Origin of the sequence: Nannocystis pusilla, assembly GCF_020073745.1 — a bacterium.
Classification (GTDB): domain Bacteria; phylum Myxococcota_A; class Polyangia; order Nannocystales; family Nannocystaceae; genus Nannocystis; species Nannocystis radixulma.
In genome coordinates, this window is the sequence record NZ_JAIRAU010000041.1 from 33061 (window position 1) to 59223 (window position 26163).

Below are 26163 nucleotides of genomic sequence, written 5' to 3' on the forward strand. Positions count from 1 at the left end.
AGAGGCCCGCGGGCGCCAGCGGGCCTCGGGGGGCTCAGCGGCCGCGGGTCACTGGCAGACGCTGCCCGCGACGCCGCCCTGGCCGATCGAGCCGGGCGTGCAGGTGCCGTTCATGCAGTCGGCGTCGGTCTTGCACTCGCCGCACACGCCGAGGGTCAAGAAGCCCATGACGTCGACCTCGGCGCACTGGCCGGAGGCGCATGCGTCGTCGGCGTCGTCCTCGCCGAGCGGGCACAGGGCGCCGTTCTCGACGCTGCCCGGGGCGACGCACTTCTTGGCGCCGCTGAACGAGGCGAAGTCGAGCTCGGGGGTGCAGATCATGCCCATGTCGCAGTCGCCCGAGGACTCGCACTCGCCGCAGGTGTCGGGGATGATGCCGGGGATCGGGATGTCGACGGCGGGCCCGCAGATCAGGCCGTCCTGGCAGGCCTCCTGCGACATGCACTGGTTGCCGTAGCCGCCGGCGGCGCAGGTGGCCCCGCTCGGGCCGAGCGAGCAGGAGATGCCGGTGCCCGCCTCGACGCAGTCGGAGTCCTCGTTGCACTCCGAGCAGATGCCGCCGTCGGGGAACAGCGGGCTCGTGTAGCAGTTCATCGACACGCAGTCGTCGTCGCTCGTGCACATGCCACCGTTCTGCTGCGGCATGCCCGGGCCGGTGGTGTCGGCGGTCGTCTGGGTGGTGATGAAGCCTGCCGACATGTTGGTGGTGGTCGGCGTGTCGTCGGTGGTGCTCTCGTCGCCGGTGGTGCCGGGCTCGGTGGTGCTCGTGGTCGGGGTGGTGGTCGTCCCGGTCGTGGTGTCCCCGGAGCTCGACGTCGGCGACTCGGTGTCGGTCGCCGAGCCGGCAGGGTCGTCGCCGCGACAGGCGGTGAGGGCGAGCATGGTGGTGAGGACGAAGGCGGCGGATGTAGCGAGGTTATGCGCGAGAGTCACTGTGCAGCTCCGGAACGGTCCGCGCGCATCATCCATCGCAGCCGCGGACGTTGTCCAGACGCCGTGCGAGCGGCAGATCCATGGCGGCGAACCGCTGCGCGACGTGGAACTCGCGGCGGCGCTGCACCGGCGTGTGCGGGTCGCCGTCGACGTCGACGAGGTCGCGGCGCAGCAACGCGGCGGTGATCGAACTCACCGGGTCGAGTCCGTACAGGAGCAGCGGCATGCCCGTGGGCGTGCGCGCGAGCAGGGCCGCGACCGCAGTCAGCGGATCGAGGGTGGGCGCGACGAGCAGGCGCTGCACCAGCAGCGCTCGACCTTCGCGCGAGACGTGAGCCCAGACGCCGGGCATCGGCTCCAGCGTGGCCGCGTCCGCGGGGGGTGTGCGAGCCCACGCGCCCGCACGCCAGGCGCAAACCTCGAGCGCGTCGCTCGGCGTGGGGGCCGGGGACCACGGCTGTTTGGCGTGGTCGGCGAGCTCACGGTCGAGGTGGCCCTGCGAGATCGAGGCTGTCCCATGCGCCAGGAGCGTGAGGCGGCGAGCGGACACGCGGAGGCCGAGGCGGGCGTAGAAGCCCTCGCGCTCGGGCTCGGCGAGCACGCGCAAGGCCTCGCAGCCGCGCGAGGCGAGGCGCGCGGCGGCGGCCTCGACGAGCGCCCGTCCGAGGCCGCCGCCGCGCCGCGCCGCGATCACGCCGAGGCCGGCCGAGTGGGCCAGGACGTCGCCGGCGTCCTGGCCGATGAGTAAGTACCCAAAGAGCATGTCCTCGGGGACATGTCCTGGAGCGCCGGCGGCGACGGCCAGGACCGAGAGGTCGAGGTCGACGCCCTCGCGCGCGAGCTTGCGGGCGAACCACCCCGGCGCCCGGTCGCCGCGGCCGAAGATGGCCTCGGCGAGGCGCGTGAGCGCTTCGACGCCGACGCCGCGCAGGCTGCGGAGCTCGAAGCTCATGCCGCGGCGAGTCTGGCAGAGGCGCACCCGTCCGGCGAGCCGAGCCGGGTACCGGGGCGAGACGATGGGTCGCGTGCGCCGGTGAGGCCGAGGGCGCCGCAGCGGTCGTCGGCGGCGCGGGCGAGGGGAGGCGGACGACGGGCCGCGGACTCGAGGCGAGGTCGACGGTCCGGTCGTCGGCCGTGCGCTCAGGCGAGGCCGACGGCGCGGCGGCAGCGGTCGATGGTGGCGCGGGCGAGCGGGCGGGCGCGGGCGGCCGAGTCGCGCAGGACGGCCTCGACCTCGTCGGGGTGCTGCAGCAGGTGCTCGCGGCGGGCGCGGGCGGGCGCGAAGTGGGCGTCGATCTTGTCGGCGAGCAGCACCTTGGCGTGGCCGTAGCCGAACGGCTGGCCGTCGCGCGCGCCGGCGCGGTACCACCCGGCGATCTGCGCCTGCTCGGCCTCGTCGGCGAACAGCTTGAGCAGGGCGTACACGTTGCAGGTGTCGGGGTGGAGCGGCTGGCCGAGCGGGGTCGAGTCGGTGACGATCTGGCCGACCAGCTTGCGCAGCTTCTTGCCCGACTCGAACAGCGGGATGAGGTTGCCGTAGCTCTTGGACATCTTGCGGCCGTCGGAGCCGGGGACGATCGGCGCCGTGCCGAGGAGCGCCTCCGGCCGCACGAGCAGCGGCGGGCCGCCGGCCGCGTAGGCCTCGTTGAGGTAGGTCGCCATGTCCTGGGCGAACTCGACGTGCTGCAGCTGATCCTTGCCGACGGGGACGAGCGTGCCGTCGTAGATCAGGATGTCGGCGGCCATCAGCAGCGGGTAGTTGAACAGGCCGGCGCTCGGCTTGATGCCCTGGGCGATCTTGTCCTTGTAGCTGGTGGCGCGCTCCATCAGGCCCAAGCCGGTGACGCACGCGAGCAGCCAGGCGAGCTCGTGGACCTCGGGGATGTCGCTCTGGCGGAACAGCAGCGACCTGGCCGGGTCGAGGCCGAGCGAGAGGTAGGTGACCGCCGCCTCGAACACGTTCTCGCGCAGCCTGGCCGGGTCGCGCAGGGTGGTGAGCGCGTGGTAGTCGGCGATGAAGTAGTACGCCTGGCCCGGGTAGCGGTCCTGCAGGGCGATGTGCTGGACGATCGCGCCGAAGTAGTTGCCGATGTGGAGCGCGCCGGAGGGCTGGATGCCCGACAGCACGCGCGGTGCGGGAGGTGGCGTTGCGGACATGGCGCGGGGGACCTGTTGCGAGAGACCTGGCGGAAAGGACCTGTCGGAGAGGACCTGTCAGAAAGTTCAGGCGCGACGGCGCGGGCCGATCACGGGCTTGCCGACCAGCGGCTGCAGGACCTCGGGCACGGCGACGGTGCCGTCGGCCTGCTGGTAGTTCTCGAGGATGGCGACGAGGGCGCGCGAGGTGGCGACGGCGGTGCCGTTCAGCATGTGGACGTGGCGCGGCTTGGGCTTGCCGTCGCCGGCCGGGCGGTAGCGGATCCGCAGGCGGCGGGCCTGGTAGTCGGTGCAGTTCGAGGTGCTGGTGATCTCGCCGTGGGCGCCGCGGCCGGGCATCCACGCCTCGAGGTCGTACTTGCGATAGGCGGGGCCGCCGAGGTCGCCGCTGGCGATGTCGAGGACGCGGTAGGGGATCTTCAGGGCCTGGAAGATCTCCTCCTCGATGGCGAGCAGGCGCTCGTGCATGGCCTCGCTCTGCTCTGGGGTGGTGAAGGCGAACAGCTCGACCTTGGTGAACTGATGCACGCGGTAGAGGCCCTTCGACTCCTGGCCCGCGCTGCCCGCCTCGGTGCGGAAGCAGTGCGACAGGCCGGCGAGCAGCAGCGGGAGCTGCTCCTCCTCGAGGATGGCGTCGGCGAGCATGCCGCCGAGCGTGATCTCGGCGGTGCCGACCAGGCAGAGGTCGCTGTCGGCGACGCTGTAGACCTGGGTCGACTCGCCGCGCGGCTGGAAGCCGAGGCCGCGCAGGATCTCGTCGCGCGCGAGGTCGGGGGTGGTGTGCAGGGTGAAGCCGTGGCGGGCGGCGACGGCGAGCGCGAAGTGCTGCAGGGCGAGGTCGAGGAGCACGGCCTCGTGCTTGAGGTAGTAGAACTTTTGGCCGGCGACCTTGGCCCCGGCGTCGAAGTCGACCAGCTCGAGCGACTCGGCGATGGCGAGGTGGTCGCGCGGGGTGACGCCCTCGGCCGCGAAGTCGCGCGGGGTGCCGACGCGACGCAGCTCGCGGTGGTCGTCGTCGGTGCGGCCGCGCGGGGTGTCGGGGTGGGTGAGGTTGGGGACGCGGGCCCAGGCTTCGTCACGGGCGCGCAGGGCGGCCTCGGTCTGGTCGACGAGAGATCTCTCGTCGGTCCGCAGCTGTTTGCCCTGTTCGATGAGGCGGGCCCGTTCGGCCGCCTGCTGCTCCTTGGGCAGCGAACCGACCGACTTCATGGCGGCGCTGGTCTGGTTCTGTTGCTGCCGGAGCTCGTCCTGGCGGCGCAGGAGGCCGAGGTAGGCGGCGTCGAGGTCGACGAGGCGGGCGACCGTCTGCGCGGCCCAGTCGGCGCCCGCGGGATCGGCGGCGCTGCCGGGAGCGAGGTCCTCGAACACGCGCGCGTGGCGGTCGCGCAGGTTCTGGGCGATCCGGGCGCTGTCTTCGCGGAGGACGTGAATGTCGAGCATGGGGCGCGGACATTAGCAGGCCCGGTGCGCGGGGGAAGGGGTCCGGGCGCGGGGGAACGGGACGCGGTGGCGGTCGGGGAGGGGGCGGCGGAAATCAGCGCTTGACCCTGCGGGGCGGCTCACGCATTCTACGCCGCCTCCAAAGCGCCGGCCTCGACGCCGGCTACGGGCCCGCTCAGCGGCGTTCTGCGGGCCCGCACACCAATTTCGCCGCCACTACAAGGGGTCCTTGCCGCCATGGGATACGGAGATAACCGCCACACGCCGAAGATGCGCCAGCGCCGGAGCCGGAACAAGCTGATCGCCCGCCTCAAGCGCAAGGCGGCCGAGGTCAAGGCGACCCGCGCGGCCAACAAGCAGCAGGCCCAGGCCGAGTCCGGCAGCAAGAAGGCGAAGACGAAGAAGAAGACCGACAAGGGCTAGTCGGTGGGGCGTAGCCTGTCCGAATGGGCAGGTTGCGCGAATCCGCGCGGATTGCGGGTCGGCCGTTCGGTGCGAGCGGCCGGCGTTGTCCGAACCGCCGTCGCGCGCGGGCCGGTCCGTTCGAGTGGAGAGCTCGCGGGAACGGCGTTGTGCTGCGGTTCCGGTCGACTTCGCGGCTGCGCATGAGCCGGGCGCGGCGGGAAATTCCGAATTCTTGAGCCCAGGGGGGCAGGTGCGCCATGGTGGGATACCTGCCGTGACCCGCTCCTTCCCCCAGCTCGCAAGCTTCGCCCTCGCCCTGATCACCGCCTACGCGGGCCTGGCGACGGCAGGTCCGCGTCCGCACGGGCAGGAGCCGGTGCCGCAGTCGATCCGTGGGGTGGTCGAGCCGGACGCGCCGGTGGTGGCCCCGCGCGCGCGCGCGCCGTTCGCGGCGCAGACCTGGCCCCAGCGGGTGGCGGCGCGCCTGGCCGAGGTGTCGCAGCGCGCGCAGGCGCGCGAGTGGGCGGCCGACCCGGGCCAGGACGCGGCGCTGCGCCGCAAGCTGGCGGACCTGGTCCGCCGGGCGGGCTCAGGGGTGGCGGTCCATGTGGCCGACCTGGACGAAGGGACATGGCTCTTCGACCAGAATGGGACGGCGCGGCTGAACCCGGCGTCGAACCAGAAGGTGTTGACGGCGGTCGCGGCGCTCGAGCTGCTCGGGCCCGACTATCGCTTCGAGACGCGGCTGGTCCGCGACGGCGACGCGCTGGTGCTGATCGGCGACGGCGATCCGAGCCTGCAGATCCAGGGGCTGCACGCGCTGGCCAGCAAGGCGCTGGCCGCCGGGGCGCTGGCGGGGGTGCGGCGGATCGTGATCGACGAGCGAGCGTTTTCGCCGGAGCGCTTCGGCCCGGGGTACGAGGAGCCGCCGGGGCCGGGGCCGAGCTACCTGGCGCCGAGCGGGGCGCTGTCGCTGAGCTTCAACACGGTCGAGACGACGGTCCGCGCCGACGGCACGGCGGTGAACGTCGAGGTGACGCCGGCGAGCGGGCACGTGACGGTGGTGAGCCGGGCCAAGGCCCGCCGCGGGCGCGAGCTCGAGGTGACGAGCACGTGCGAGGACGGGCGGACGACGCTGACGGTGACCGGCGCGGCACCGCGACGCGCGACGACGGTGCGCCGCCGGATCTGCGACCCCGGACGGTTCACCGGCGAGGCGTTCGCGGCGGTGGTGCAGGAGCTCGGGGGGCCGCTGCTGCCGGTCGAGCGCGGGGCGGCGTCGGCCCACGCCCGCGAGGTGGCGACGCAGGTGTCGCCGCCGCTGTCGCAGATCCTGGCCAGCGCGCTCAAGTACTCGAACAACTTCACGAGCGAGCAGGTGCTGCGCACGCTCGGGCGTCGGATGTCCGGAGAGCCAGGTTCGTGGGACAACGGGCGCGCGGCGCTGATGGCGTTCTGGCGCGCGGCCGGCAACGACCCGCGCGAGCTGCAGCCGGAGAACGGCTCGGGCCTGAGCCTGCGCGGGCGGGTCAGCGCGCGCGGGCTGGTCCGCGTGCTGGCGCTGGCCCGCGACGAGGGGGCCGCGGCCGCGGCGATCGTGCCGGCGCTGGCCGGGGCCGGCGGCGAGGGCACGCTGCGCCTGCGGATGCCCGCCGGTCGCGGACGCGTGCGCGGGAAGACTGGGACGATCGGGGGGGTGAGCGCGCTGTCCGGGATCGCGGCGACGCCCGACGGCCGTCGCGCGCTCGGCTTCAGCGTGCTGATCAACGGCAAGAACCTGGCGATGACGCGCAGCCGCCGGCTGCAGGACCGCATCGTCCTGGCGCTGCTCGCCCACCTCGACGCCGGCTGACCGCTCCGACATGTGCCTTGATTCCTGGTGAATGACACAGGTTCATTGTGACAGGTCCGATTGGACAGGTGCGATGAGACCTGTTCGAGGCGACAGGTGATGGTCGAGACGACCCGGCTCCGCCCCGAGGGTGGGCTGCGCCCGGGTCCGCTCCAGCGCTCGAGCGAGGGGCGGGCGGCCAGGAGATCGGACGGCGGGCGCGGCCGGTGATCCCGGGAATGCGGCGCCCGGGCCGGCGCGTCCGTCCCACGCCGCCGTTTCGCCACCGCACGCGCGGTGGTAGCGTCCACCCGCCCATGCCAGCCCGACGTCTCCTCATCGTGTTCGGCGGTCGCAGCTCGGAGCACGAGATCTCGCTCCGCAGCGCGACCGAGATCCTCAAGGCCATCGACCACCAGCAGTTCACGCCGGTCCTCCTCGGGATCCGCCGCGACGGCGGCTGGTACACCGGCCCGACCGATGGGTCGCTCGAGGCGGTGATCGAGAGCGGCGAGCCGGTGTCGGACGTGCGCAAGCTGGCGCCCGATCTGGTGTTCCCGGTGCTGCACGGGCCCTACGGCGAGGACGGGACGTTCCAGGGGCTGCTCGAGGTGCTCGGGCTGCCCTACGTCGGTTCGGGGGTGCTGGCGTCGGCGCTGTGCATGGACAAGGCGCTGCTCAAGCACGTGCTCGGGACGCAGTCGCCGGCGATCCCGATCGTGCCGTGGCTCGAGGTCGACGCCCACGGGCTCGGGACGGCGGGGCAGCGGCAGGAGATCTGCGACGCGATCGTCGAGGAGATCGGGTTCCCGTGCTTCGTCAAGCCGGCCAACCAGGGCAGCTCGGTCGGGATCAGCCGGGTCGACGAGGAGGCCGGGCTGTGGCGCGCGCTGACGCTGGCGGCCCGCTACGACGACAAGCTGGTGGTGGAGAAGGGGATCGACGCCCGCGAGATCGAGCTGGCAGTGCTCGGCAACGGCGACGCGCACACGCTCGTCAGCGCGCCCGGCGAGATCGGGCTGCCCTCGGGCGAGTGGTACGACTACGAGAACAAGTACCTCAAGGACGCGGCGTCCCTGCAGATCCCCGCGGTCCTGCCCGACGCCGTCGCCCAGCGCCTGCAGGACCTGGCGCTGCGCGCGTTCCGGGTCGCCGGCTGCAAGGGCCTGGCCCGCATCGACTTCCTGGTCGACCGCGCGACGCTCCAGCCCTACCTCAACGAGATCAACACGATGCCGGGCTTCACGACGATCAGCATGTACCCGAAGCTGATCGAACGGGCGGGCGTGCCGTACGCCGAGCTGATCGGCCAGCTGTGCGAGCTGGCGCTGACGCACCACGCGGCCCGCAGCAAGCTCAGCGTGACGCGCTGAGCCGGCGCAGGCCGTGCCGCGCGGGCTGTCTTAGCCTGTCCTTGCGGACAGGAGCTTCAGAGCATGGCCCAGGGGACACGCTCGCCCCAGCCGAAGGCGGCCATGAGGGCGGCGAAGATCAAAATGTTGAGCAGCCACATCAGCGCGGCGAGGGCGGCCGAGCCGAGCCAGCCGGTCTCGGCGACGGCGCGGCGCGGGTGGTGGTGGACCCAGCCGAGCAGGTAGACCGGGGCGAACACCAGCCACAGCGCGCCCTGGCCGACGAACAGGGCGGTCACGAGAGCCTCGTGTGCATCGGGACATGTCCGATGGAGCAGGCCGAGGACCACCAGGGTGGCGGCGGTGGCCAGGCCGGCGGGGGCGAAGCCGAGCAAGAGCACGCGGTCGATCGGCCACAGCAAGGTGTCGGACGCGGACGGGGCGCTGGGCTCGTGATCCGGCATGTCCACAGTGTCCCCGCGCCGTGACGCCCGGGCAAGTTGCGGCGGCCGACTCAGGTGAACAACAGCCGCAGCGCCTGGTCGCGCGGGACGGCGGCGAACGTGGCCAGCTCGAGGAAGAAGTCGCGGCCGAGATCGGGCTGACTCGAGGCGGACACGAGCGGACCGATCGCGCGGAGGACGGCGTAGCGGCGCTCGCGCGGGAGGGCTGCGAGGCGGGCGCCGACGTGGTCGAGCTGCGGAGGCCGGGCCAGGTACTCGCGCGCGAGCTCGTCGCGGCGCCCGGGCGTGAGCGGCTGGCGGTCGAGGAGGGCGCGGTACTGATCGATCTCGTCGGGGTCGAGCACGCCGTCGTGGTGGATCATCACGGCGGCGAAGGCGGCGATGTGCTCGCCGAGATCGGCGGCCTGCTCGGTCCATTGCCGGCGCCAGCGCGCCAGCTCGTTGGGCGTGACGCCGAGCTGCGCGGCGATCTTCTCCATGACCGCGACCTCGGCGGCGCTCGCCTCTCCGTCGGCGAGGGCCATGGCCCAGGCGCGCTCGAGCGTGGTCTCGGTGAAGGCGGGCAGCGGCGGCGGCAGATCCTCGAAGGTGCGGTGGAGCGCGTCGAGGTCGCCGAGCATATCGAAATAGCGCCGGCTCTCGCGTTCGTCGAGGTGATCGTCGAGCATCTGCAGGATCAGGTCGCGCTCGCCGGGTTTGAGCTCGCCGTCAGCGTGGGCGATCAGGCCGCACGCGACGAGGATCCACTCCTGCTCGGGGGTCAGGTGCATCGCGCGTCTCCGCGACCAGCGTACAACTTATTGCGGGCGTCGGGGTCAACCGAGACCGAGGCGCAAAGCCGGCAGAAATTGCCCCGGTGGGGCGCTGTGGGACGCGGGAGCAGAATCGCGCTCACTGCGTCGCGCAGTAGCGGAGGCACTCCTCGGGCGGGTCGGCGAAGTTGTAGACGTAGTAGTCGCCGCAGTTCCGCACCTGGATCGAGGTCTCCCACTCGCAGTCGCTCTCCCAGACGAAGCAGACCTGGCGATCGACGATGCCTTCGTCGACGAGGGGATGCGCGCCGACCATCCAGCCGGGCGCGTCGGTGCCGCAGTCGAATTTCGCGAGCGGAGCGGTCGGCATCATCGTGCCGGCGGGGGCCTCGAGGCGGTACCACTTGCCGAGGAGCTGCTCGTCGCACTTGGTGACCTTGCCGGGGCCGTCGTTGAAGCTGGCGGCGCGGTCGGGCTCGGCGAAGGAGACGTAGCCGAGGCACTCGGGCGGCAGCTCCTTTTGACAGTGGTCGTCGCAGCCGTCGCCGGCGACGACGTTGCCGTCGTCGCAGGTCTCGACGCCCATCGTCAGCACGCCGTCGCCGCAGTGGGGCCCGAGCGCGGCGCAGCCGGGGGCGCAGCCGCCGTAGCTGCCGTCGTTGACGCCGTCGTCGCAGACCTCGTCGGTGTTGTGGACGTAGCCGTCGCCGCAGCTGGCCTGCTCGCAGGTGACGAGGCAGTCGTCGGCGTTGTCGAGGTTGCCGTCGTCGCAGGCCTCCATGCCCGTCCACGTGTAGCCGTCGCCGCAGTAGGCGGCGATGCACTCGACGCACTCGTCATCGACGTCCTCGTCGGCGTCGTCGCACTCCTCGAACACGGCGTGGGTGAAGCCGTCGCCGCAGGAGTAGGGGACGCAGGTCGACAGGCAGTTGTCGTCGTCGAGCGTGTTGCCGTCGTCGCAGGTCTCGCCGTCGTCGAGCTGGCCGTTGCCGCACAGATTGACGGCGCCCACCTCGCAGGCGGTCGTGCAGCCGTCGTCGTCCTGCGAGTTGCCGTCGTCGCAGGCCTCGACGCCGAGCTGGACGAAGCCGTCGCCGCACACCGCCTCCTGGCACAGCGCGGTGCACGTGTCGGAGTTGTCGGAGTTGCCGTCGTCGCAGGCCTCGGCGCCGAGCTGGACGAAGCCGTCGCCGCAGGTCGCGAGCACGCAACTGTTGAGGCAGGCGTCGGAGTTATCGAGGTTGCCGTCGTCGCAGGTCTCGCCGGCGTCGACCTCACCGTTGCCGCACTGCAGGACGGGGCCGGTGGTCGGCTCGGTGCCGGTGGTCGGCTCGGTGCTCCCGGTCGAGGTGCCGTCGGTGCCGTCGCTGTCGCCGGTGAACGTGCCGGTGGCGTGGGTGTCGGGGGTCTGTCCGGTGTCGTTCGAACACCCCGACATCGGCGCGACAACGCCCGCCAGGATCGCCACCAAACCCACCCGTAGTCCGCCGCGTCCGGGCCAATCCATATTTTCCAGTTACCACCGATCCCGGGGGCCGGCAACCGCGCCCGGGCTCGCGCATGTGGAGCGAGCGTAACGAAGCGCCGCTTCGTCCGCTCGGATCATCACCGTCTCACGACTGTCTCACCCACCATCGGCGCCGCGCTCGCGTGCGTGTGGCTGTCCTGAAGGACAGCTGCGATCGTCGCCGATCAACGCGCGCGATACACGATGCGGCCGCGCGTCGGATCGTAAGGCGTCACGCCGACGGTGACGCGGTCGCCGAGCACGACCTTGATGCGGAAGCGCCGCATCTTGCCGGCGAGGTGGGCGAGGACGTGGTGGTCCGGATCGATCTCCACCTTGAACAAACCGCCTGTGAGAACCTCGGTGACGGTTCCCTCAAACTCGATTAGATCGTCCTTACTCATTCGCGGGGGAGAGTATGGGGCTCACCCGTGACGCGCAACAGGGGGGAAGCCGGATTTCAGCGGAGCCCCGTCACGCACGGAGCCGACCCTCGGCGTCGTCACGCGCGTGCGACGAGGCTGATGCGTGCGTTTGCGCGCGATGTCGCCGCGGCCGCAAACACGGCCCGCGGCCGGGCTCAAGTGGCCGCAGGCGGCGTGAGCAGGCCGCGAGCCGCGAGCAACCCGACGATCGCCGCCGCGTGGTCGTCCGCCGTGGCGCCGGCAGCGACGCTGCGATCCCGGAGGATCGACGCGCCGTCGCTGGCGTCCGCCGTGACGTCGATCGTCGGCGAGGTCGAAGTCGCGGTCGCGCCGGCAGGAGTCGCGGCGAGAGATGCCGCGGCAGAAGAAGGCGCGCCGCCAGGAGCGTGAGGAACCAAGGTCAGACGCAGATCCGGCGCTTCCGGCGGCTCGTAGGGGGCGTCGATGCCGCTGAAGCCGGCGATCTCGCCGGCGCGCGCGCGGCGGTAGAGGCCCTTGGGATCTCGAGACTCACAGACCGCGAGCGGGGCGTCGACGAACACCTCGAGGAAGCCGCCGGGGGGCAAGCGCTCGCGCACGCGGGCCCGATCTTCGCGGTAGGGGCTGATCGCGGCCACGAGGACGATGAGGCCGGCGTCCTGCAGGAGGCGCGCGGCCTCGCCGAGGCGCCGCACGTTTTCGGCCCGATCCTCCGGCGAGAAGCCGAGATCTCGGCACAGGCCGAAGCGGAGGTTGTCGCCGTCGAGGATGTAGCTGTGGTGGCCGCGGGCGTGGAGCAGGGCGTCGACCCGCGCGGCGATCGTGCTCTTGCCGGCGCCCGAGAGGCCGGTGAGCCAGACGACGACGCCGCGCTGGCCGAGCCGCCGTGCGCGCTCCTCGGGGCCGATGGTGGCGTGATGCCAGCGAACGTTGGTCGCGACCTGGTTCAAGCGAATTGCACTTATGACACACCGGAGGGGCCTCGCCCAGGCCCGATCGGCCGCGGGTGGCGCCGAAGGACGCGGGCCGGGGAACTTGACGCGGATCGCCCCACGGGTAACCTTCGGCCGCGCCTGGGAGGCCCGGAAGCGGGCAAGACAGGCATCGCAGGCCGCGCAGGAGCAGTTTTCCGCGCGGCCAACCTCGGGAGCGCAGGATGACTGTCCGGACGTCTGACGAAGAAGGGCCCTCCAGCCGTGGCCGCCGCAAGGTGGTGCGCACGCACGACGACGACGAGGGCGGCGGCCCGCTGCCGATCACGCCGGGTGACCTCGCCGAGGAGGCGCGGCGCAAGTACCTCAACTACGCGCTCAGCGTGATCACGGCGCGCGCGCTGCCCGATGTCCGCGACGGGCTCAAGCCGGTGCAGCGGCGCATCATCTACACGATGTTCGCCGACCTCGGCCTCACGCACGACGCCCGCCACCGCAAGAGCGCGAAGGTCGTCGGCGACGTGATCGGCAAGTACCACCCGCACGGCGACACGGCGGTCTACGAGGCGATGGTCCGCCTGGCGCAGGACTGGGTGATGCGCGCGCCGCTGGTCGACGGCATGGGCAACTTCGGCTCGATCGACGGCGACTCGCCCGCGGCCTACCGCTACACGGAGGCGCGGCTGACCAAGGTCGCGTCCGAGCTGCTGTCCGAGCTGACCCGAGAGACAGTCGAATTCCGGCCGACCTACGACGGCACCGGCAAGGAGCCGATCACGCTGCCGGCCCGGTTCCCGCACCTGCTCGTCAACGGCAGCACGGGCATCGCCGTCGGCATGGCGACCAACGTGCCGCCGCACAACCTCGGCGAGGTGGTGCGCGCCGCGATCGCGCTCATCCCCCACCTGCCGCCGGCGCGCGAGGACGAGGCCGCGCGGGAGAAGCGGCGCAAGGCGGCGCTCAAGGACGCGCTCAAGGCGATCAAGGGCCCCGACTTCCCGACCGGCGGCCGCCTGGTCGCCACCCGCAAGGAGCTGGCCGGGCTGTACGAGGACGGCAAGGGCTCGTGCAAGCTGCAGGGCGAGTGGAAGGTCCGCGAGGAGGACAAGTCCACGTTCATCGTCATCACCTCGGTGCCGTACGGGATCGAGAAGTCGGCGCTGGTGGAGGAGATCGGCGACATCATCGCCGCCAAGAAGCTGCCGCAGCTGGTCGGCGTGCAGGACCTGAGCACGCGCGACGTCCACATCGAGCTCGAGCTGAACCGCAAGACCGGCGCCGAGCCCGAGCTCATCATGGCGTACCTGTTCAAGCACACGCGCTTGCAGGTCACGGTGAAGTACGACTTCACCTGCCTGGTGCCGATCGCCGGCAGCGACGTCGGCCGCCCCGATCGCCTGGGGCTGGCGGCGATCCTCGAGCAGTTCCTGCTGTACCGCCAGGAGACGGTCCGCCGCCGCTTCGAGTACGACCTCCGCAAGCTGCGCGAGCGGATCCACATCCTCGAGGGCTTCGAGAAGATCTTCGACGCGCTCGACGAGGCGATCAAGATCATCCGCCGCAGCGACGGCCGCGCCGACGCGGCGCAGAAGCTGATGAAGGCGTTCCAGCTCGACGACATCCAGGCCGACGCGATCCTCGAGACGCGGCTCTATCGCCTGGCCAAGCTCGAGATCCTGAAGATCCGCGAGGAGCTCGAGGAGAAGCGCAAGGCGGCGCGCAAGATCGAGGCGATCCTCAAGAGCCCGGAGAAGCTGTGGGCCGAGATCGAGGGCGAGCTCAGGGCGCTGGCCGAGGAGTTCGCCGAGCCGCGTCGCACCAAGATCTCCGACGAGGACGTGACCGAGGAGTTCACGGCCGAGAGCTTCATCGTCAAGGAGGACGCGATCGTGCTGGTCACCCGCGACGGGTGGATCAAGCGCCAGCGGACGATCAACCTCGCCAGCACGCGCATGCGCGAGGGCGACGAGGCGCTGGCGCTGGTCGGCGGCAGCACGACCGAGTCGGTGATCCTGCTGACCAACAAGGGCTCGGCCTACAACGTGCGGATCAACGACGTGCCGCAGTCGACCGGCCACGGCACGCCGGTGCAGCAGCTGTTCAAGTTCAAGGACGGCGAGCGCCTGGTCGCGGCCGTCGGCACCGACGCGCGGGTGATGCCGGAGTTCGGCATGCCGAAGCCCGAGCTCGGCGAGGAGTACGAGGAGCCGTACCCGCACATGCTGGCGGTGACGCGCACCGGCATGGCGCTGCGCTTCACGCTGTGGCCGCACCGCGAGGTCAGCACCACGCGCGGGCGCATGTTCGGCAAGCTGCGCGAGGGCGACGAGTTCGTCGCGGTGTTCAAGGTCTACGCCGAGGACGAGGTGTGCGCGCTGACGCGGTCGGGGCGGCTGCTGTGCTCGACGGCGCAGGAGGTCAGCCTGCTCTCCGGGCCAGGTCTGGGCGTCATCCTGATCAAGCTCGACGACGGCGACGAGGTCGCGGCGGCGTTCCCGGGCAGCGCGACGGTCGAGGTCGAGAAGGCCACCGGCGGGTCGATGAAGATCGGCCCCCGCGCGGTCAAGGCGACGGCGCGCGGCGGCAAGGGGGCCGAGCTGTGGAAGCGCGGGGCGGTCAAGCGGGTCGTCCTGCCCGAGCCGACGCTGCCCGACCTCGAGGCGGCCGAGGCCGACAAGGCGAAGAAGCAGACCAAGAAGGCGTAGCGGGGGAGGACGTAAGCGATGGCCAAGGCAACCAGTTACGACGCGTCGGCGATCCAGGTGCTCGAGGGCGTGGACCACGTCCGCAAGCGCCCGGGCATGTACATCGGCGGCGTCAGCAAGGAAGGCCTGCACCACTTGCTGTGGGAGATCCTCGACAACGCGGTCGACGAGGTCATCAACGGCCACGCGACCCAGATCGAGGTCAAGCTCGACAAGGACGGCAAGGGCGCCAGCGTGACCGACAACGGCCGCAGCATCCCGGTCGACCTCCACCCGCAGCTCAAGGTGCCCGCGATCGTCGCGGTGTTTACCAAGCTCGGGGCCGGCGGCAAGTTCGACGGCCAGAGCTACAAGCACTCCGGCGGCCTCCACGGCGTCGGCGCGGCGGTCGCCAACGCGCTGTCCGAGCAGCTCGTCGCCAAGGTCTGGCGCGACGGCACGATGTGGGAGATCGGGTTCGAACGCGGGGTCGTCGACGGCAAGCTGCGCAAGCTCGGCAACGCCCGCGGATCGGGCACAACGGTGTATCTGCGGCCCGATCCGCAGATCTTCGGCAAGGCCACCGCCTTCGACGCGGTCGTGATCCGCGACCGCCTCGAGGCCAAGAGCTACCTGCACAAGGGGCTCAAGATCACGTTCGTCGACGAGGCGGCGGGTAAGACCGAGACCTTCCACCACGCCGACGGCATCTCCGAGTACCTGAAGCGCCTGGTCGAGGTGCGCGCCAAGCCGGCGATCCACCCGGGCATCTTCTACCTCGATCGCGCGGACGAGCCGAAGCTCGAGGTCGCGTTCGTGTGGACCGAGGGCACCGACGACGCGATGTACTCGTTCGTCAACGGCGTGCCGACGCCCGACGGCGGCACCCACGAGCAGGGCCTGCGGGCGGCGCTCGGCAAGGGCATCCGCGCGTACATGCAGACGCACAAGCTCGAGCCCAAGGGCCTCAGCATCGGCCTCGACGACATCCGCGAGGGCATGGTCGCGATCCTCAGCACCTACGTGCTCGAGCCCCAGTTCCAGAGCCAGACCAAGAACCGCCTCAACAACCCGGAGGTCGCGGGCCAGGTCGAGGGCGCGATCCGGGCGGCGCTCGAGCAGTGGCTGCACGAGAACCGCAGCACCGCCGAGGCGATCGTCGCCCGCGTGATCGCGTCGGCGCGCGCCCGGGCGGCCTCACGCGCGGCCAGCCAGCAGGTCTCGCGCAAGGGGCCCGGCGGGGTCCGCCTCGGCCTGCCGGGCAAGCTGGCCGACTGCTCCGAGCGCGACGCGGCCAAGTGCGAGCTGTTCATCGTCGAGGGCGACTCCGCAGGCGGCTCGGCCAAGATGGGCCGCAACCGCAAGACGCAGGCGATCCTGCCGCTGCGCGGCAAGGTGCTGAACACCGAGCAGGCCAGCCTGGCAAAGGTGCTGGAGAACGAGGAGCTCGGCAACATCGTCAAGGTGCTCGGCTGCGGCGTCGGCAAGGACGTAAACCTCGAGAACCTGCGCTACGCCAAGGTTATCCTGCTGATGGACGCCGACTCCGACGGCCACCACATCGCCACGCTGCTGCTGACGTTCTTCTACCGCCACATGCGCGAGCTGATCCGCAGCGGCCACGTGTACCTGGCCCAGCCGCCGCTCTACCGCGTCGACATCGGCAAGGAGACGCTGTGGGCCGCCGACGACGCCCACCTGCAGCGGATCCTGGCCGACAAGGGCCGCGGCAAGCCCGAGATCCAGCGCTTCAAGGGCCTCGGCGAGATGATGCCCGAGACGCTGCGCGACACGACGCTCGACCCGAAGAAGCGGGCGCTGGTCCAGGTCAAGATCCGCGACGAGCTCCAGACCGACCAGACGATCAGCAGCCTGATGGGCAAGGACGCCGGCGCGCGCTACTCGTTCATCATGGACCGCGCGGCCGAGGCCGACGCGCTCGACGTGTGACGCCTCGGTCTGTCCCTCGGGACAGACAAAAAAGAACAGGAACGGAGGGACATGCCCTTCCGTTCCTGTTCCTTGGTGCTTGCTTCTTCGCTCACGCAAACGGCGCGGCGCGAGCCGCGGCGGCCAGGCGACCGCGGGGCCCGCGGGGCCGCGCCCGGTCAGTCGAGGCCGCGAGTCATGCTGTGCGGGTTGGTGGCGTGGACCAGCTCGACGCGGCTGTGAACGCCGATCCGGCGGTAGATCTGGCGCACGTAGGTCCGCACGGTGCTGAACGAGAGGCCGGTGCGGGTCGCGATCTGCTTGTCGGTGCAACCAGAGATGACGAGGCGGGCGATCTTGGCGAGGCGCGGGGGGAGCTGCGGCTCGGGGGCGGCGCTCTGGGTCTCCATCGCGGTGTCGGGGATCGCCAGCGTGTACACCTGACCCTCGGCCTGGATGGTGGCGCGCCGCGGCCAGTCCTTCGGGTCAGCCGGGGCGGCCGGCTCCGGGTCGCCCGGCTTGCGATCGAGGGCGCGCATCGCCGGGGCGTTCATACAGAGGATGGCCCCCTGTTCGGTGAGCACGACCGCCGGACGGCGGTAGCCGTGGACCAACTCGGTCAGGACCGAGACCATGGACACGGACCGCGTCTCCTTGGCGTCGACCTCGGGTTGGCCTTTGGACCATGAGTTGGCAGCGCCGCGCGCGGCGGTGTCCACAGTGCTTTGATGGGTGCTATCGAGCTGCATACCAGTTCCGCGTGAGTGACTCGAAGGTGATGGAGTTCAGGCCCGAAGGCCGTGAGCGCTTGGGGCCCGCTGCCCCGTCGATCGGTCCCGGTAGTGCAGCCCGCGTAGGGGTCGATCCCATTTTCTTCTGAAAACGCCTCACGATGAAGATCTGGCCGAAATGCCTCGCCAACACGCGTGGACCTGCTCCCACGCGGAGGTGCGAGGCGAAGCTGCCACCTCCAACATGCCTCGTGAACCCGCCTCGGCGGAGCCCGGAGCGCGGGCCGAAAACCTCCGCCGGTCACTCGCCCGGGTCACTCGCCGGACAGTTGCGCCCGCAACGACCGGACCCACCCGTCCAGATCGCTGAAGGTCGCCCGCAGCAGCTCGGGGGTCCGCGCCAGGCTGCTCATCTTGTCGGCCAGCGCCTCCTTGGCGCGGCGCAGCCGGCTTCGCACCGTGCCCTCGGGGATCGCCAGCACCTGCGCGAGCTCGGGCGCGGCCATGTCTTCCCAGTAATAGAGCTCGAGCACCAGCTGGTAATCGAGCGGGATCCGCCGCAGCGCCTCGAGCAACAGCCGCTGCTCCTCGTGCGCCGCGAACACGGCGCTCGGCGACGGCGTGAGGTCGTCGGTCGACGTCTCGCTCAGATCGGAGGCGAGCCCCTCGCGGCGCCGCTCCCGAAAGTGCGCCCGCAAGATGTTGTGGGCCACCGCGAACAAATAGGTGCGAAAGCTGGACTGCTTCTGGAAGCGGTCGCGCGCCTCGACGCACCCGAGAAACGTCTTCTGGATCAGGTCGTCGACGCCGTGCGTGACCTTGTTGGCGAAGAAACGACAGACCGCGTCGAAGTGACGCTCGAAGAGCGCGTTGCCGGCCTCGCGGTCGCCGGCCCGCCAGGAATCGAGGAGCTCGAAATCTGTCGCCACGTGGCCTACGTGATCATTTCTATCACCGCCGCCGCCCGAGTACCAAGCCGTGGTAAGGTGGGCCGTGCAGCAGGGTAGGTCGGGCGCAGACACGCTGGGCGAGCAGATCCAAGCCGCTCGCGTGTTCGCGCCTGGTCTGGAGATCCAGCAGATCAAGTCCAGCGTCCGCGCGCGCCTGTTCGGGACCTTCGACGGCGCTCCGACGCTCGGGGGCTACACGCTGCGGCGAATGATCGGCCGCGGCGGGATGGGTGCGGTGTTCGAGGCCGTCGGACGCGACGGCGAGACGGTGGCGATGAAGGTGCTCCGCGGCTTCGAACCGGCCGCTCTCTACCGTTTCAAGCTCGAATTCCGGGCCCTCGCCGACATCTCGCACCCCAACCTGTCGCTGCTCCACCACCTCGTGGTCCGCGGCGACCAGGCGTTCTTGACGATGGAATTGGTCGACGGGGTCGACTTCCTGTCGTTCGTGCGCCAGCACCCCGAACGCCTGCGAGCGTCACTCGCGCAACTGGCCGCGGGCCTCGACGCCCTGCACGCGGCGGGCAAGCTGCACCGCGACATCAAACCGTCCAACGTCCTCGTGACCCACGAAGGCCGGGTCGTGATCCTCGACTTCGGGCTGGTCCACGAGCTCGCGGCGGGGCGCGGCGCCGAGGTGGTCGGAACCCCGGCCTACATGGCCCCGGAGCAATTGCGCGGGGCGACGCCGACACCGGCGTGCGACTGGTACGCGGTCGGGGTGATGTTGTTCGAGGCGCTGACCGGCGAGCTGCCGTTCGCAGGTCCGATGCACGAGGTCCTGCGCGACAAGTGCGAACGCGCGGCGCCGCCGGCGCTCGGAGCCGCGGCAGAGCCGCCGCTGGCAGCGCTGTGCGCGGCGCTCCTGGAGCGAGAGCCGGGTCGTCGCGCGGGCGGAGCGGAGATCGCTGCGCTGCTCGGCGAGCCCGACGACGCGACCCCGCTGCGAGCGCTCGCGCCGCCGATCGCCCGCGTCCACGCGCCCATGACCACGCCCAACGGCCTCATCGGCCGCGAGGTGCCGTTCGCGGCCGTCGGCGCCGCGCTGCTCGAGAGCCGCAACGGCCCGGTGATCACGCTGGTCCGCGGACGATCGGGCCTCGGCAAGTCGGCGCTGCTGCGGGCGTTCTCCGAGGCGGCGCAGGCCGGCGCGGCCGGGCTGTCGACGCCGGCGGTGGTGCTCGCGGGTCGCTGCTACGAGCGCGAACAGGTGCCGTTCAACGCGTTCGACAGCGTCATCGACGCGCTGACGGGGCTGCTGCTCGGGGTGGCGCCGAGCGAGCTGGCCGCGCTCGTGCCCGCCGACATCGCCGCGGCGGCGCGGCTGTTCCCGGTGCTGCGCCGCGTGGCCTCGATCGCCGAGGCGTGCCCGCCCGGCCCGCCGGGCGAGGTCGACGCCGGCTCGCTGCCCCGCGCGTCGGCTGTCCTTCGCGACATGTTCCGAAGGATCGCCGACCGGATCCCGCTGGTCATCGCCATCGACGACGTGCAGTGGGGCGACAGTGACAGCGCGTCGCTGCTGGTCGAGCTGCTGCGCGGGCCCGACGCGCCGCGCTGCCTGGTCGTGCTGGCCGCCAGCGACGGCGGGGCGCTGCCGAGCGCGGAGCTGACGGCGCTGGTCGAACGCCTGCGGACGTCGCGGCCGGTGCTCGAGCTCGGGCTCGAGCCGCTGCGCCCGAGCGAGGCGACGACGCTGGCCGAGGCGCTGCTGCGCCGCGGACCGTGCGAGCTCGAGGCCGGCGAGCTGCACGAGCGCGCGGCGGCGATCGCCAGCGAGGCCGGCGGGGTGCCGCTGTTCGTCCGCGAGCTGGCGCATCATGTCCGAACGACCATGGTCGGAAGGACAGGTCTCGGTCCGGTCCGCCTCGAGGCGATGGTGGCCGAGCGGGTCGGCCACCTGCCGTCGGCGGCCCGGGCGATGCTGGCGGCGGTGATCGTCGCCGGGCGCCCGCTCGAGCTCGAGGTCGCGTCGACGCTGTCGGGAGGCGGCCGGCGCGAGCTGCAGCAGCTGCGCGCGGCCCACCTGGTGCGCGTCAGCAAGTCGCCGCGCGGCGAGCTGGTCGAGGCGTATCACGACAGGATCCGCCTGGCGGTGCTGGCCGGGGTGGGCGACGAGCAGGCGCGGGCGATCCACGGCCAGATCGCCGAGCAGCTGCTGGGCCGCGCCGGGGCCGCGCCGGAGCTCATCGCCGACCACCTCCGCGCCGCCGGCGACCGCGTGCGCGCGGCCGAGATGACGCGCGTGGCGGCCCAGCACGCGGTCGAGGCGCTGGCGCTGCGCCGCGCCGCGGAGCTCTATCGCGACGCGGCGGCGCTGCTGCCGATCGAGGACGTCGTCGGCCGCCGCGACGCGCTGGCCCGCGCCGGCGATGCGCTGGCGGCCGCAGGGCGCGGGGCCGAGGCCGCCGAGTGCCTGCTCGCCGCGGCCGCGCTGGCGCCCGAGGTGGTGGCGCTGGCGCTGCGTGAGCGGGCCGAAGAGCTGCGCGTCGCGGTGTGACTGGCGAGGCGGGGCTCGCTTCGCCGTGGGACGGCGAGGGAGCTTGCGATGGGGCGCCGGGGAGCGGGCCGAAGCGTCGCGCGAGAGCCCGTGAGGCGACGCTGGGGCCGCGTGCGCGGGGCGAGGGCGGGGGCTGTCGCCGCCGGTCCGGCGGCGGACGCAGGGAGGTTGTGCGGGCCCTCGCGCTGCCTGGGACGCGGCGGGGCGGAGCGGCGCGAGTGCAGATGGGCGTCGGCGGACGCGGAGCCGAGGAGGAGCGCGGTGGGAGAGGACGGTGAGATGGCGATTCGGACATGTCCGAAGGAGCATGTCATTCGCAGGCCCGCCGCTCGACCTGCCGGGCTCGACGCCGCGCGTGGGCGGCCACGCCCGGGCCTTGCGCGCGGCCCGGGGATCGTTCACCCTCCGCCCGTGATCGAGGGCCCGCTCATCGCCGAGCCTGCGCTGCGAGTGCCCGTGTGGGCGCTGCGCTGGCGAGCCGTGCGTTCGGGCGGGCCCGGCGGGCAGAACGTCAACAAGGTCGCGTCCAAGGTCGAGCTGCGGGTGGCGATCGCGTGCATCGAGGGGCTGACCGAACAGACAGGCGCCCGCCTGCGCGCGCTGGCGAAGACGCGGCTGGTCGGCTCCGACGAGCTGGTGATCACGTCGGAGCGCACCCGCGACCAGGGCCGCAACCTCGACGACGCGCTGGCCAAGCTGCGGGTGCTGCTCGAGGCGGCCCAGCGCCAGCCGCGGCCGCGCCGGCCGACCCGGCCGACCCGTGGCTCGGTCGAGCGCCGCCTCGCCGCCAAGCAGCGCCGCGGCGACACCAAGGCGGGCCGCCGATGGTCCGACGAGGGCTAGTGTCGCGACCGGGTCATGTCGAGCGGCCCTCGCTCGCTCTCCGCCACGCTGGCCGTCGTCGCTTCCATGGTGACCGAGATGCGCTCTCGAAGATCCGCGCCGCGGCAGTGGGGGCGCTCCTCGGCCTGGCGCTGGTCGCGGCCTGCGAGCCGCGGGTCGAGCTGAAGCCCGGCGATCCCGAGCTGGTCCGCGCGGCCCGGCAGATCTTCGACACCCGCTGCGCCAACTGCCACGGCCCGCACGGGCGCGGCGACGGCCCAGCCGGTCGCGGTCTGTCGCCGCGCCCGCGCGACTTCGGCGACCCGGCCTGGCAGGCGAGCGTCGACGACGACCGCCTGCGCCGGGTCATCGTCGGCGGCGGCGCGGCCGTGGGGCTGTCGGCGCACATGCAGGCCAACCCGGACCTCGAGGGCAGCCCGGTGCTGGTCGGCGAGCTGATCCGGCTCGTCCGCGCCTGCGCTCCGGGACAGGATTCGAAGGGCATGTCTGAACGAGCAGGTGAGAACGCCCGCGCGGCGCCGTCGCCATGAGTCGGGCTGACGCGAGGGCCGGACCGCTCGGCCTGGGCGGCTCAGGCCTTGAGGGCGGCCCGGGCCGCGGCGACCCGCGCGGCCTCGGCGACGGTGCGCGAGAAGCTGCCCGAGCGGCGTGACAGCGACAGCTCGTGCGGGTCGGTGTAGGGCAGGCGGACGGTGAAGACCGTGCCGATGCCGAGCTGCGACTTGACCTCGATGGTGCCGCCGAGGATGTCGCAGAAGGCCTTCGAGATGGCGAGGCCGAGGCCGGTGCCGCCGAAGCGCCGCGAGGTGGTGCTGTCGCCCTGCGAGAACGCCTGGAACAGCTTGCCGAGCTGTTGCTGCGTCATGCCGATGCCGGAGTCGGCGACGATGAACTGCACCGCGGGCGTGCCGTCACGCAGGGTCTTGCTGGCGGTCAGGCGGATCTCGCCGTGGTCGGTGAACTTGACCGCGTTGCTGAGGAGGTTGAGCAGGATCTGCCGCGTCTTGGTGAGGTCGGCGTGGATGAAGCCGATGCTGGACGGGCAGACGACGACGAGCCGGTTGTTGCCGCGGTCGGCGAGCGGGCGGATCGTGCCGAGCACCGTCTCGACCATGTCGGCGACGTCGAAGGTCTCGAGGTGCACGTCCATGCGGCCGGCCTCGATCTTCGACAGGTCGAGGATGTCGGAGATCAGGCCGAGCAGGTGCTTGCCGGCGAACTGGATCTTGCGCAGCTCGTCGAGCGAGCCCTCGAGGCCGCGCTCGTCGGCCTCCTCCATCAGCATCTCGGCGTAGCCGATGACGGCGTTGAGCGGGGTCCGCAGCTCGTGCGACATGTTGGCGAGGAAGCGGCTCTTGGCCTGGTTGGCCTCCTCGGCCATCTGCTTGGCCTCGCGCAGCGAGCCCTCGGCGCGCTTGAGGTGGGTGATGTCGGAGGCGACGCAGACGGCGCCGATCTGCTCGCCGTGATCGCCCCGCAGCGGGGAGCGGGCGTAGAGCACGGGGATCTCGCGGCCGCCCGGGGCCCGATAGACGCGCTCGACGAGGCCCTGCTGCGGCTCGTGCGGCAGCGGGGCGTCGGCCTCGGGCAGCACCACGCTGAACGGACGGCCGAGCAATTGATCGGGCATGGCGTCGAGCAGCTTCAGGGTGGCGCGGTTGACGGTCTGGATCCGACCCTCGGCGTCGACGACCACCAGCGACTCGGCCATCGAGGCGAGGATGTTGTCGGCGTACCGCCGCGCGCGCTCGGCCTCGCCGAGGATCTGCTCGGCCCGCACCTCGCCGGCGCGCGCCCGGGCCAGCGCGTTCTGCAGGCTGTGGACGGCGAGCGAGAGGAACACGCCGGCGGCGGCGAGGTGGAGCATGCGCGAGAGGTAGGCCCGCGGGCCGCTCTCCTCGAGCGCGTTGGCCGGCAACATGCCGCCGACCTCGGCGAAGTAGAGGCCGAGCAGCGCGAGGAAGCAGAGGCCGAGCAGGCCGAGCAAGGTGCGCCGGCCGAACAGCAGCATGCCGACGATGACGACGAGGATCAGACCGCCCAGCGCCGAGCTGCGCAGGCCGCCGGTGTAGGCGGAGTGCGCGACCATGGTGCCCCACGAGAGGACGATGATCGCGTAGCCGGCGGTGTAGACGAAGCCGCGGTGGAGCAGCGCGAGCAGGCCGAGGCTGAGCGCCGGGAACAGCAGGTCGAGCGGCGAGAGGGCGGCGCCGGCGGTGAACAGCACGATCTGGACGAGCACGCCGACCAGCCCGATCGTCGAGGCGACGACGAGCGCGAGGTGGACGATGCCGGCGACCCGGGTCGTCTCCTCGTCGGCGAACCGCGGGCCCTCGAACAGGCGGCGGAGCCGCGTGAGCGTGCTCGACGTCATCGGCTCAAAATCAACCTACCAGGGCCACGGGCCCGGTCAAGCGCACGATCATCGCGTCGCGGGGGTTCAAGTCCGGCGTGTAGGCAGATTCTCAGGGGATGACTGATCGGGCAGGTCAGCGTTCGCAGCGTCGACGAGGCCCGCACGCAGCGCGGCGGCCCGCGCCGCAGCGACGACGTCGGCCAGCGCGCCGCGGCGGCTGGACGACAGCTCGCGCGGGTCCATGTACGGCAGACGCACGGTGAACGCCGATCCGACGCCGAGCTGCGACGAGACCTCGATGGTGCCGCCGAGCATCTCGCTGAACGCCCTGGAGATCGCCAGACCGAGGCCGGTGCCCCCGAACTTGCGCGAGGTGGCGCTGTCGCCCTGGGTGAAGGCCTGGAACAACTGCGCGAGCTGCTTCTGGCTCATGCCGATGCCGGTGTCGGCGACGATGAACTGCAACATGCGCGTCTCGCCGCGGACGATGCGGGCGACGGTGAGCCTGATGGCGCCCTTGTCGGTGAACTTCGCCGCGTTGCTGAGCAGGTTGATCAGGATCTGCCGCGTCTTGGTGAGGTCGGCGTGGACAAAGCCGATGTCGCGCGGGCAGTCGACCTCGAGGCGGTTGCCCGCCTTGTCGATCTGCGGCCGCACGGTGTCGAGGACGGCCTCGACCATGTCGACGACGTCGAAGGTCTCGAGGTGGATGTCCATGCGGCCGGCCTCGATCTTCGACAGGTCGAGGATGTCGGAGATCAGGCCGAGCAGGTGCTTGCCGGCGAACTGGATCTTGCGCAGCTCGTCGAGGCCGTCGTCGAGGCCGCGCTCCTCGGACTCCTCCATCAACATCTCGGCGTAGCCGATGACGGCGTTGAGCGGGGTCCGCAGCTCGTGCGACATGTTGGCGAGGAAGCGGCTCTTGGCCAGGTTGGCCTCCTCGGCCAGCTCCTTGGCCTCGCGCAGCGAGGCCTCGGCGCGCTTCAAGTGGGTGATGTCGGAGGCGACGCAGACGGCGCCGAGCGGGGTGCCGTCGTCGTCGAACAGATCGGAGCGGGCGAACAGCACCGGGATGTCGCGGCCGTCGGGCGCGTGGTAGCTGCGCTCGACCAGGGCGGACTCCTCGCGGGTGCCGCGGCCGTTGCCCCTGGCGGCGCGGAAGCTCGGCAAGATGTTGGTGAACGGCTTGCCGAGCAGCTGCTCGGGGGCGCAGCGGAGCAGCTGCAGGGTGGCGCGGTTGACGGTCTGGACGTCGCCGCGCGCGTCGAGGACGATCAGCGACTCGGCCATCGAGGCGAGGATGTTGTCGGCGTAACGGCGCGCGCCCTGGGCCTCGCGCAGCAGCGAGGCGGAGCGCAGCTCGCCGGCGCGGGCGCGGTCGAGGGCGTTGCGCAGGCCCTTGACGGCCATCGACAGGAACACGCCGCCGGCGCTGAAGTGGATGATGTGGGCGACGAAGGCCAGCTCGGGGGTGTCGGGCGTGAGCTGCGGGACGACGACGCCCGTGAGCTCGAGCGCGAGGAAGCCGGTGATCGCGGCGGCGGACAGGCCGATGAACACGAGCATCCACACCTGGCGGAACAGCAGGGTGGCGACGATGACGACCAGCATGTAGCCGCCGATGCTCGGGCTGCGCACGGCGCCGTGGGTCAGCGAGCCGAAGGTGACGGCGAGCCACAGCAAACCGAGGTAGATGCCGCCGGCGAGGCGCAGCCAGCCGCGGTGGACCAGCAGCAAGAGGCCGAGGCTGAGCGCGGCGATGCCGGGGTAGACGATCAGCGCGGCGACGGTGTCCGTGAGGTACACCAGCTGCAGCGCGCCGGCGACGAGGCAGATCGCGATGGTGATGACGAGGATCGTGTGCAGGACGCCGGCGACCCGGCCCAGCTCTTCGTCCACGTGCTTCGGCTTCTCAAGCAGTCTGCGCAGAAGCCCCGCCAAACCCCCTCGTGACCACGCTACGAGCCCGGCCGGAGGGCTGTCAAGGATGGCGCCT

At 71.7% G+C, this 26163-nt stretch carries 21 protein-coding genes; 8 read left to right on the forward strand and 13 right to left on the reverse strand.

The window, feature by feature from the left end:
• Nucleotides 1-48: 48 nt before the first annotated feature.
• The 4 genes from K7C98_RS29205 to serS all read right to left on the reverse strand — a co-directional run bounded on the left by K7C98_RS29205 (nt 49) and on the right by serS (nt 4530).
• On the reverse strand, nt 49-933 hold the full coding sequence (locus K7C98_RS29205) for a hypothetical protein (RefSeq protein WP_224195079.1): 885 nt from the start codon (nt 931-933) through the stop codon (nt 49-51).
• Between the two features lie 28 nt (nt 934-961).
• Complete coding sequence (locus tag K7C98_RS29210; RefSeq protein WP_224195080.1) at nt 962-1885, reverse strand: GNAT family N-acetyltransferase; 924 nt, start codon at nt 1883-1885, stop codon at nt 962-964.
• 188 nt (nt 1886-2073) lie between these two features.
• Complete coding sequence (gene trpS / locus K7C98_RS29215) at nt 2074-3090, reverse strand: tryptophan--tRNA ligase (protein ID WP_224195081.1); 1017 nt, start codon at nt 3088-3090, stop codon at nt 2074-2076.
• Nucleotides 3091-3156: 66 nt separating this feature from the next.
• Nucleotides 3157-4530 carry a serine--tRNA ligase gene (gene serS / locus K7C98_RS29220; RefSeq protein WP_224195082.1) on the reverse strand — a complete coding sequence of 458 codons (1374 nt, stop codon included), beginning with the start codon at nt 4528-4530 and terminating at the stop codon, nt 3157-3159.
• A gap of 237 nt (nt 4531-4767) precedes the next feature.
• On the opposite strand from serS, the gene K7C98_RS29225 reads away from it, so the two are divergent.
• The 3 genes from K7C98_RS29225 (at nt 4768) to K7C98_RS29235 (ending at nt 8139) form a co-directional block, all read left to right on the forward strand.
• Complete coding sequence (locus tag K7C98_RS29225) at nt 4768-4953, forward strand: hypothetical protein (RefSeq protein WP_224195083.1); 186 nt, start codon at nt 4768-4770, stop codon at nt 4951-4953.
• Nucleotides 4954-5209: 256 nt separating this feature from the next.
• Nucleotides 5210-6787: a D-alanyl-D-alanine carboxypeptidase/D-alanyl-D-alanine endopeptidase gene (dacB, locus tag K7C98_RS29230; protein WP_224195084.1), complete on the forward strand. Its 1578-nt coding sequence runs from the start codon at nt 5210-5212 to the stop codon at nt 6785-6787.
• A 296-nt stretch (nt 6788-7083) separates the two neighbouring features.
• Nucleotides 7084-8139: a D-alanine--D-alanine ligase family protein gene (locus K7C98_RS29235; protein WP_224195085.1), complete on the forward strand. Its 1056-nt coding sequence runs from the start codon at nt 7084-7086 to the stop codon at nt 8137-8139.
• Nucleotides 8140-8195: 56 nt separating this feature from the next.
• Here K7C98_RS29235 and K7C98_RS29240 read toward each other — a convergent pair whose 3' ends face one another.
• The 5 genes from K7C98_RS29240 to cysC all read right to left on the reverse strand — a co-directional run bounded on the left by K7C98_RS29240 (nt 8196) and on the right by cysC (nt 12195).
• Complete coding sequence (locus K7C98_RS29240; RefSeq protein WP_224195086.1) at nt 8196-8582, reverse strand: hypothetical protein; 387 nt, start codon at nt 8580-8582, stop codon at nt 8196-8198.
• A 50-nt stretch (nt 8583-8632) separates the two neighbouring features.
• Complete coding sequence (locus K7C98_RS29245) at nt 8633-9352, reverse strand: TerB family tellurite resistance protein (protein WP_224195087.1); 720 nt, start codon at nt 9350-9352, stop codon at nt 8633-8635.
• A 121-nt stretch (nt 9353-9473) separates the two neighbouring features.
• Nucleotides 9474-10841: a DUF4215 domain-containing protein gene (locus tag K7C98_RS29250; RefSeq protein WP_224195088.1), complete on the reverse strand. Its 1368-nt coding sequence runs from the start codon at nt 10839-10841 to the stop codon at nt 9474-9476.
• 185 nt (nt 10842-11026) lie between these two features.
• Nucleotides 11027-11245, reverse strand: a complete 219-nt coding sequence (gene infA, locus K7C98_RS29255; RefSeq protein WP_096334112.1) for a translation initiation factor IF-1 — start codon at nt 11243-11245, stop codon at nt 11027-11029.
• A 176-nt stretch (nt 11246-11421) separates the two neighbouring features.
• On the reverse strand, nt 11422-12195 hold the full coding sequence (cysC, locus tag K7C98_RS29260) for an adenylyl-sulfate kinase (RefSeq protein ID WP_224195089.1): 774 nt from the start codon (nt 12193-12195) through the stop codon (nt 11422-11424).
• Nucleotides 12196-12458: 263 nt separating this feature from the next.
• On the opposite strand from cysC, the gene K7C98_RS29265 reads away from it, so the two are divergent.
• The gene (locus K7C98_RS29265) at nt 12459-14882 is read left to right on the forward strand and encodes a DNA gyrase/topoisomerase IV subunit A (RefSeq protein ID WP_224195090.1); all 2424 of its coding nucleotides are present in this window, start codon (nt 12459-12461) and stop codon (nt 14880-14882) included.
• 18 nt (nt 14883-14900) lie between these two features.
• Nucleotides 14901-16811 carry a DNA gyrase/topoisomerase IV subunit B gene (locus K7C98_RS29270; protein WP_224195091.1) on the forward strand — a complete coding sequence of 637 codons (1911 nt, stop codon included), beginning with the start codon at nt 14901-14903 and terminating at the stop codon, nt 16809-16811.
• A gap of 158 nt (nt 16812-16969) precedes the next feature.
• Here K7C98_RS29270 and K7C98_RS29275 read toward each other — a convergent pair whose 3' ends face one another.
• Both K7C98_RS29275 and K7C98_RS29280 read right to left on the reverse strand, forming a co-directional pair.
• Nucleotides 16970-17425 (reverse strand): helix-turn-helix transcriptional regulator, encoded by a 456-nt coding sequence (locus K7C98_RS29275; protein ID WP_224195102.1) that lies wholly within the window; start codon nt 17423-17425, stop codon nt 16970-16972.
• 410 nt (nt 17426-17835) lie between these two features.
• Entirely contained in the window at nt 17836-18450 is a 615-nt protein-coding gene (locus K7C98_RS29280; RefSeq protein ID WP_224195092.1) for an RNA polymerase sigma factor, read from the reverse strand.
• A 64-nt stretch (nt 18451-18514) separates the two neighbouring features.
• Here K7C98_RS29280 and K7C98_RS29285 point away from each other — a divergent pair, with 64 nt between their 5' ends.
• From K7C98_RS29285 to K7C98_RS29295, 3 genes are all read left to right on the forward strand, one after another.
• On the forward strand, nt 18515-20968 hold the full coding sequence (locus K7C98_RS29285; protein WP_224195093.1) for a protein kinase domain-containing protein: 2454 nt from the start codon (nt 18515-18517) through the stop codon (nt 20966-20968).
• Between the two features lie 411 nt (nt 20969-21379).
• Nucleotides 21380-21811: an alternative ribosome rescue aminoacyl-tRNA hydrolase ArfB gene (arfB, locus tag K7C98_RS29290; RefSeq protein ID WP_224195094.1), complete on the forward strand. Its 432-nt coding sequence runs from the start codon at nt 21380-21382 to the stop codon at nt 21809-21811.
• 107 nt (nt 21812-21918) lie between these two features.
• The gene (locus K7C98_RS29295) at nt 21919-22341 is read left to right on the forward strand and encodes a c-type cytochrome (protein ID WP_224195095.1); all 423 of its coding nucleotides are present in this window, start codon (nt 21919-21921) and stop codon (nt 22339-22341) included.
• Between the two features lie 41 nt (nt 22342-22382).
• Here the strand turns inward: K7C98_RS29295 and K7C98_RS29300 are convergent, their stop codons facing one another.
• Together K7C98_RS29300 and K7C98_RS29305 are read right to left on the reverse strand one after the other, a co-directional pair.
• Nucleotides 22383-24185, reverse strand: a complete 1803-nt coding sequence (locus K7C98_RS29300) for a sensor histidine kinase (RefSeq protein ID WP_224195096.1) — start codon at nt 24183-24185, stop codon at nt 22383-22385.
• Nucleotides 24186-24251: 66 nt separating this feature from the next.
• Nucleotides 24252-26066 (reverse strand): PAS domain-containing sensor histidine kinase, encoded by a 1815-nt coding sequence (locus K7C98_RS29305; RefSeq protein WP_224195097.1) that lies wholly within the window; start codon nt 26064-26066, stop codon nt 24252-24254.
• Nucleotides 26067-26163 lie beyond the last annotated feature (97 nt).

Excerpts from the sequence above, each read along its gene's own strand:
- K7C98_RS29300 (WP_224195096.1), bottom strand. The coding sequence starts at position 24,185 with ATGACGTCGAGCACGCTCACGCGGCTCCGCCGCCTGTTCGAGGGCCCG.
- infA (WP_096334112.1), bottom strand. The coding sequence starts at position 11,245 with ATGAGTAAGGACGATCTAATCGAGTTTGAGGGAACCGTCACCGAGGTT.
- K7C98_RS29240 (WP_224195086.1), bottom strand. The coding sequence starts at position 8,582 with ATGCCGGATCACGAGCCCAGCGCCCCGTCCGCGTCCGACACCTTGCTG.
- K7C98_RS29210 (WP_224195080.1), bottom strand. The coding sequence starts at position 1,885 with ATGAGCTTCGAGCTCCGCAGCCTGCGCGGCGTCGGCGTCGAAGCGCTC.
- serS (WP_224195082.1), bottom strand. The coding sequence starts at position 4,530 with ATGCTCGACATTCACGTCCTCCGCGAAGACAGCGCCCGGATCGCCCAG.
- trpS (WP_224195081.1), bottom strand. The coding sequence starts at position 3,090 with ATGTCCGCAACGCCACCTCCCGCACCGCGCGTGCTGTCGGGCATCCAG.
- K7C98_RS29250 (WP_224195088.1), bottom strand. The coding sequence starts at position 10,841 with ATGGATTGGCCCGGACGCGGCGGACTACGGGTGGGTTTGGTGGCGATC.
- K7C98_RS29270 (WP_224195091.1), top strand. The coding sequence starts at position 14,901 with ATGGCCAAGGCAACCAGTTACGACGCGTCGGCGATCCAGGTGCTCGAG.
- K7C98_RS29235 (WP_224195085.1), top strand. The coding sequence starts at position 7,084 with ATGCCAGCCCGACGTCTCCTCATCGTGTTCGGCGGTCGCAGCTCGGAG.
- K7C98_RS29225 (WP_224195083.1), top strand. The coding sequence starts at position 4,768 with ATGGGATACGGAGATAACCGCCACACGCCGAAGATGCGCCAGCGCCGG.
- K7C98_RS29275 (WP_224195102.1), bottom strand. The coding sequence starts at position 17,425 with ATGGTCTCGGTCCTGACCGAGTTGGTCCACGGCTACCGCCGTCCGGCG.
- K7C98_RS29245 (WP_224195087.1), bottom strand. The coding sequence starts at position 9,352 with ATGCACCTGACCCCCGAGCAGGAGTGGATCCTCGTCGCGTGCGGCCTG.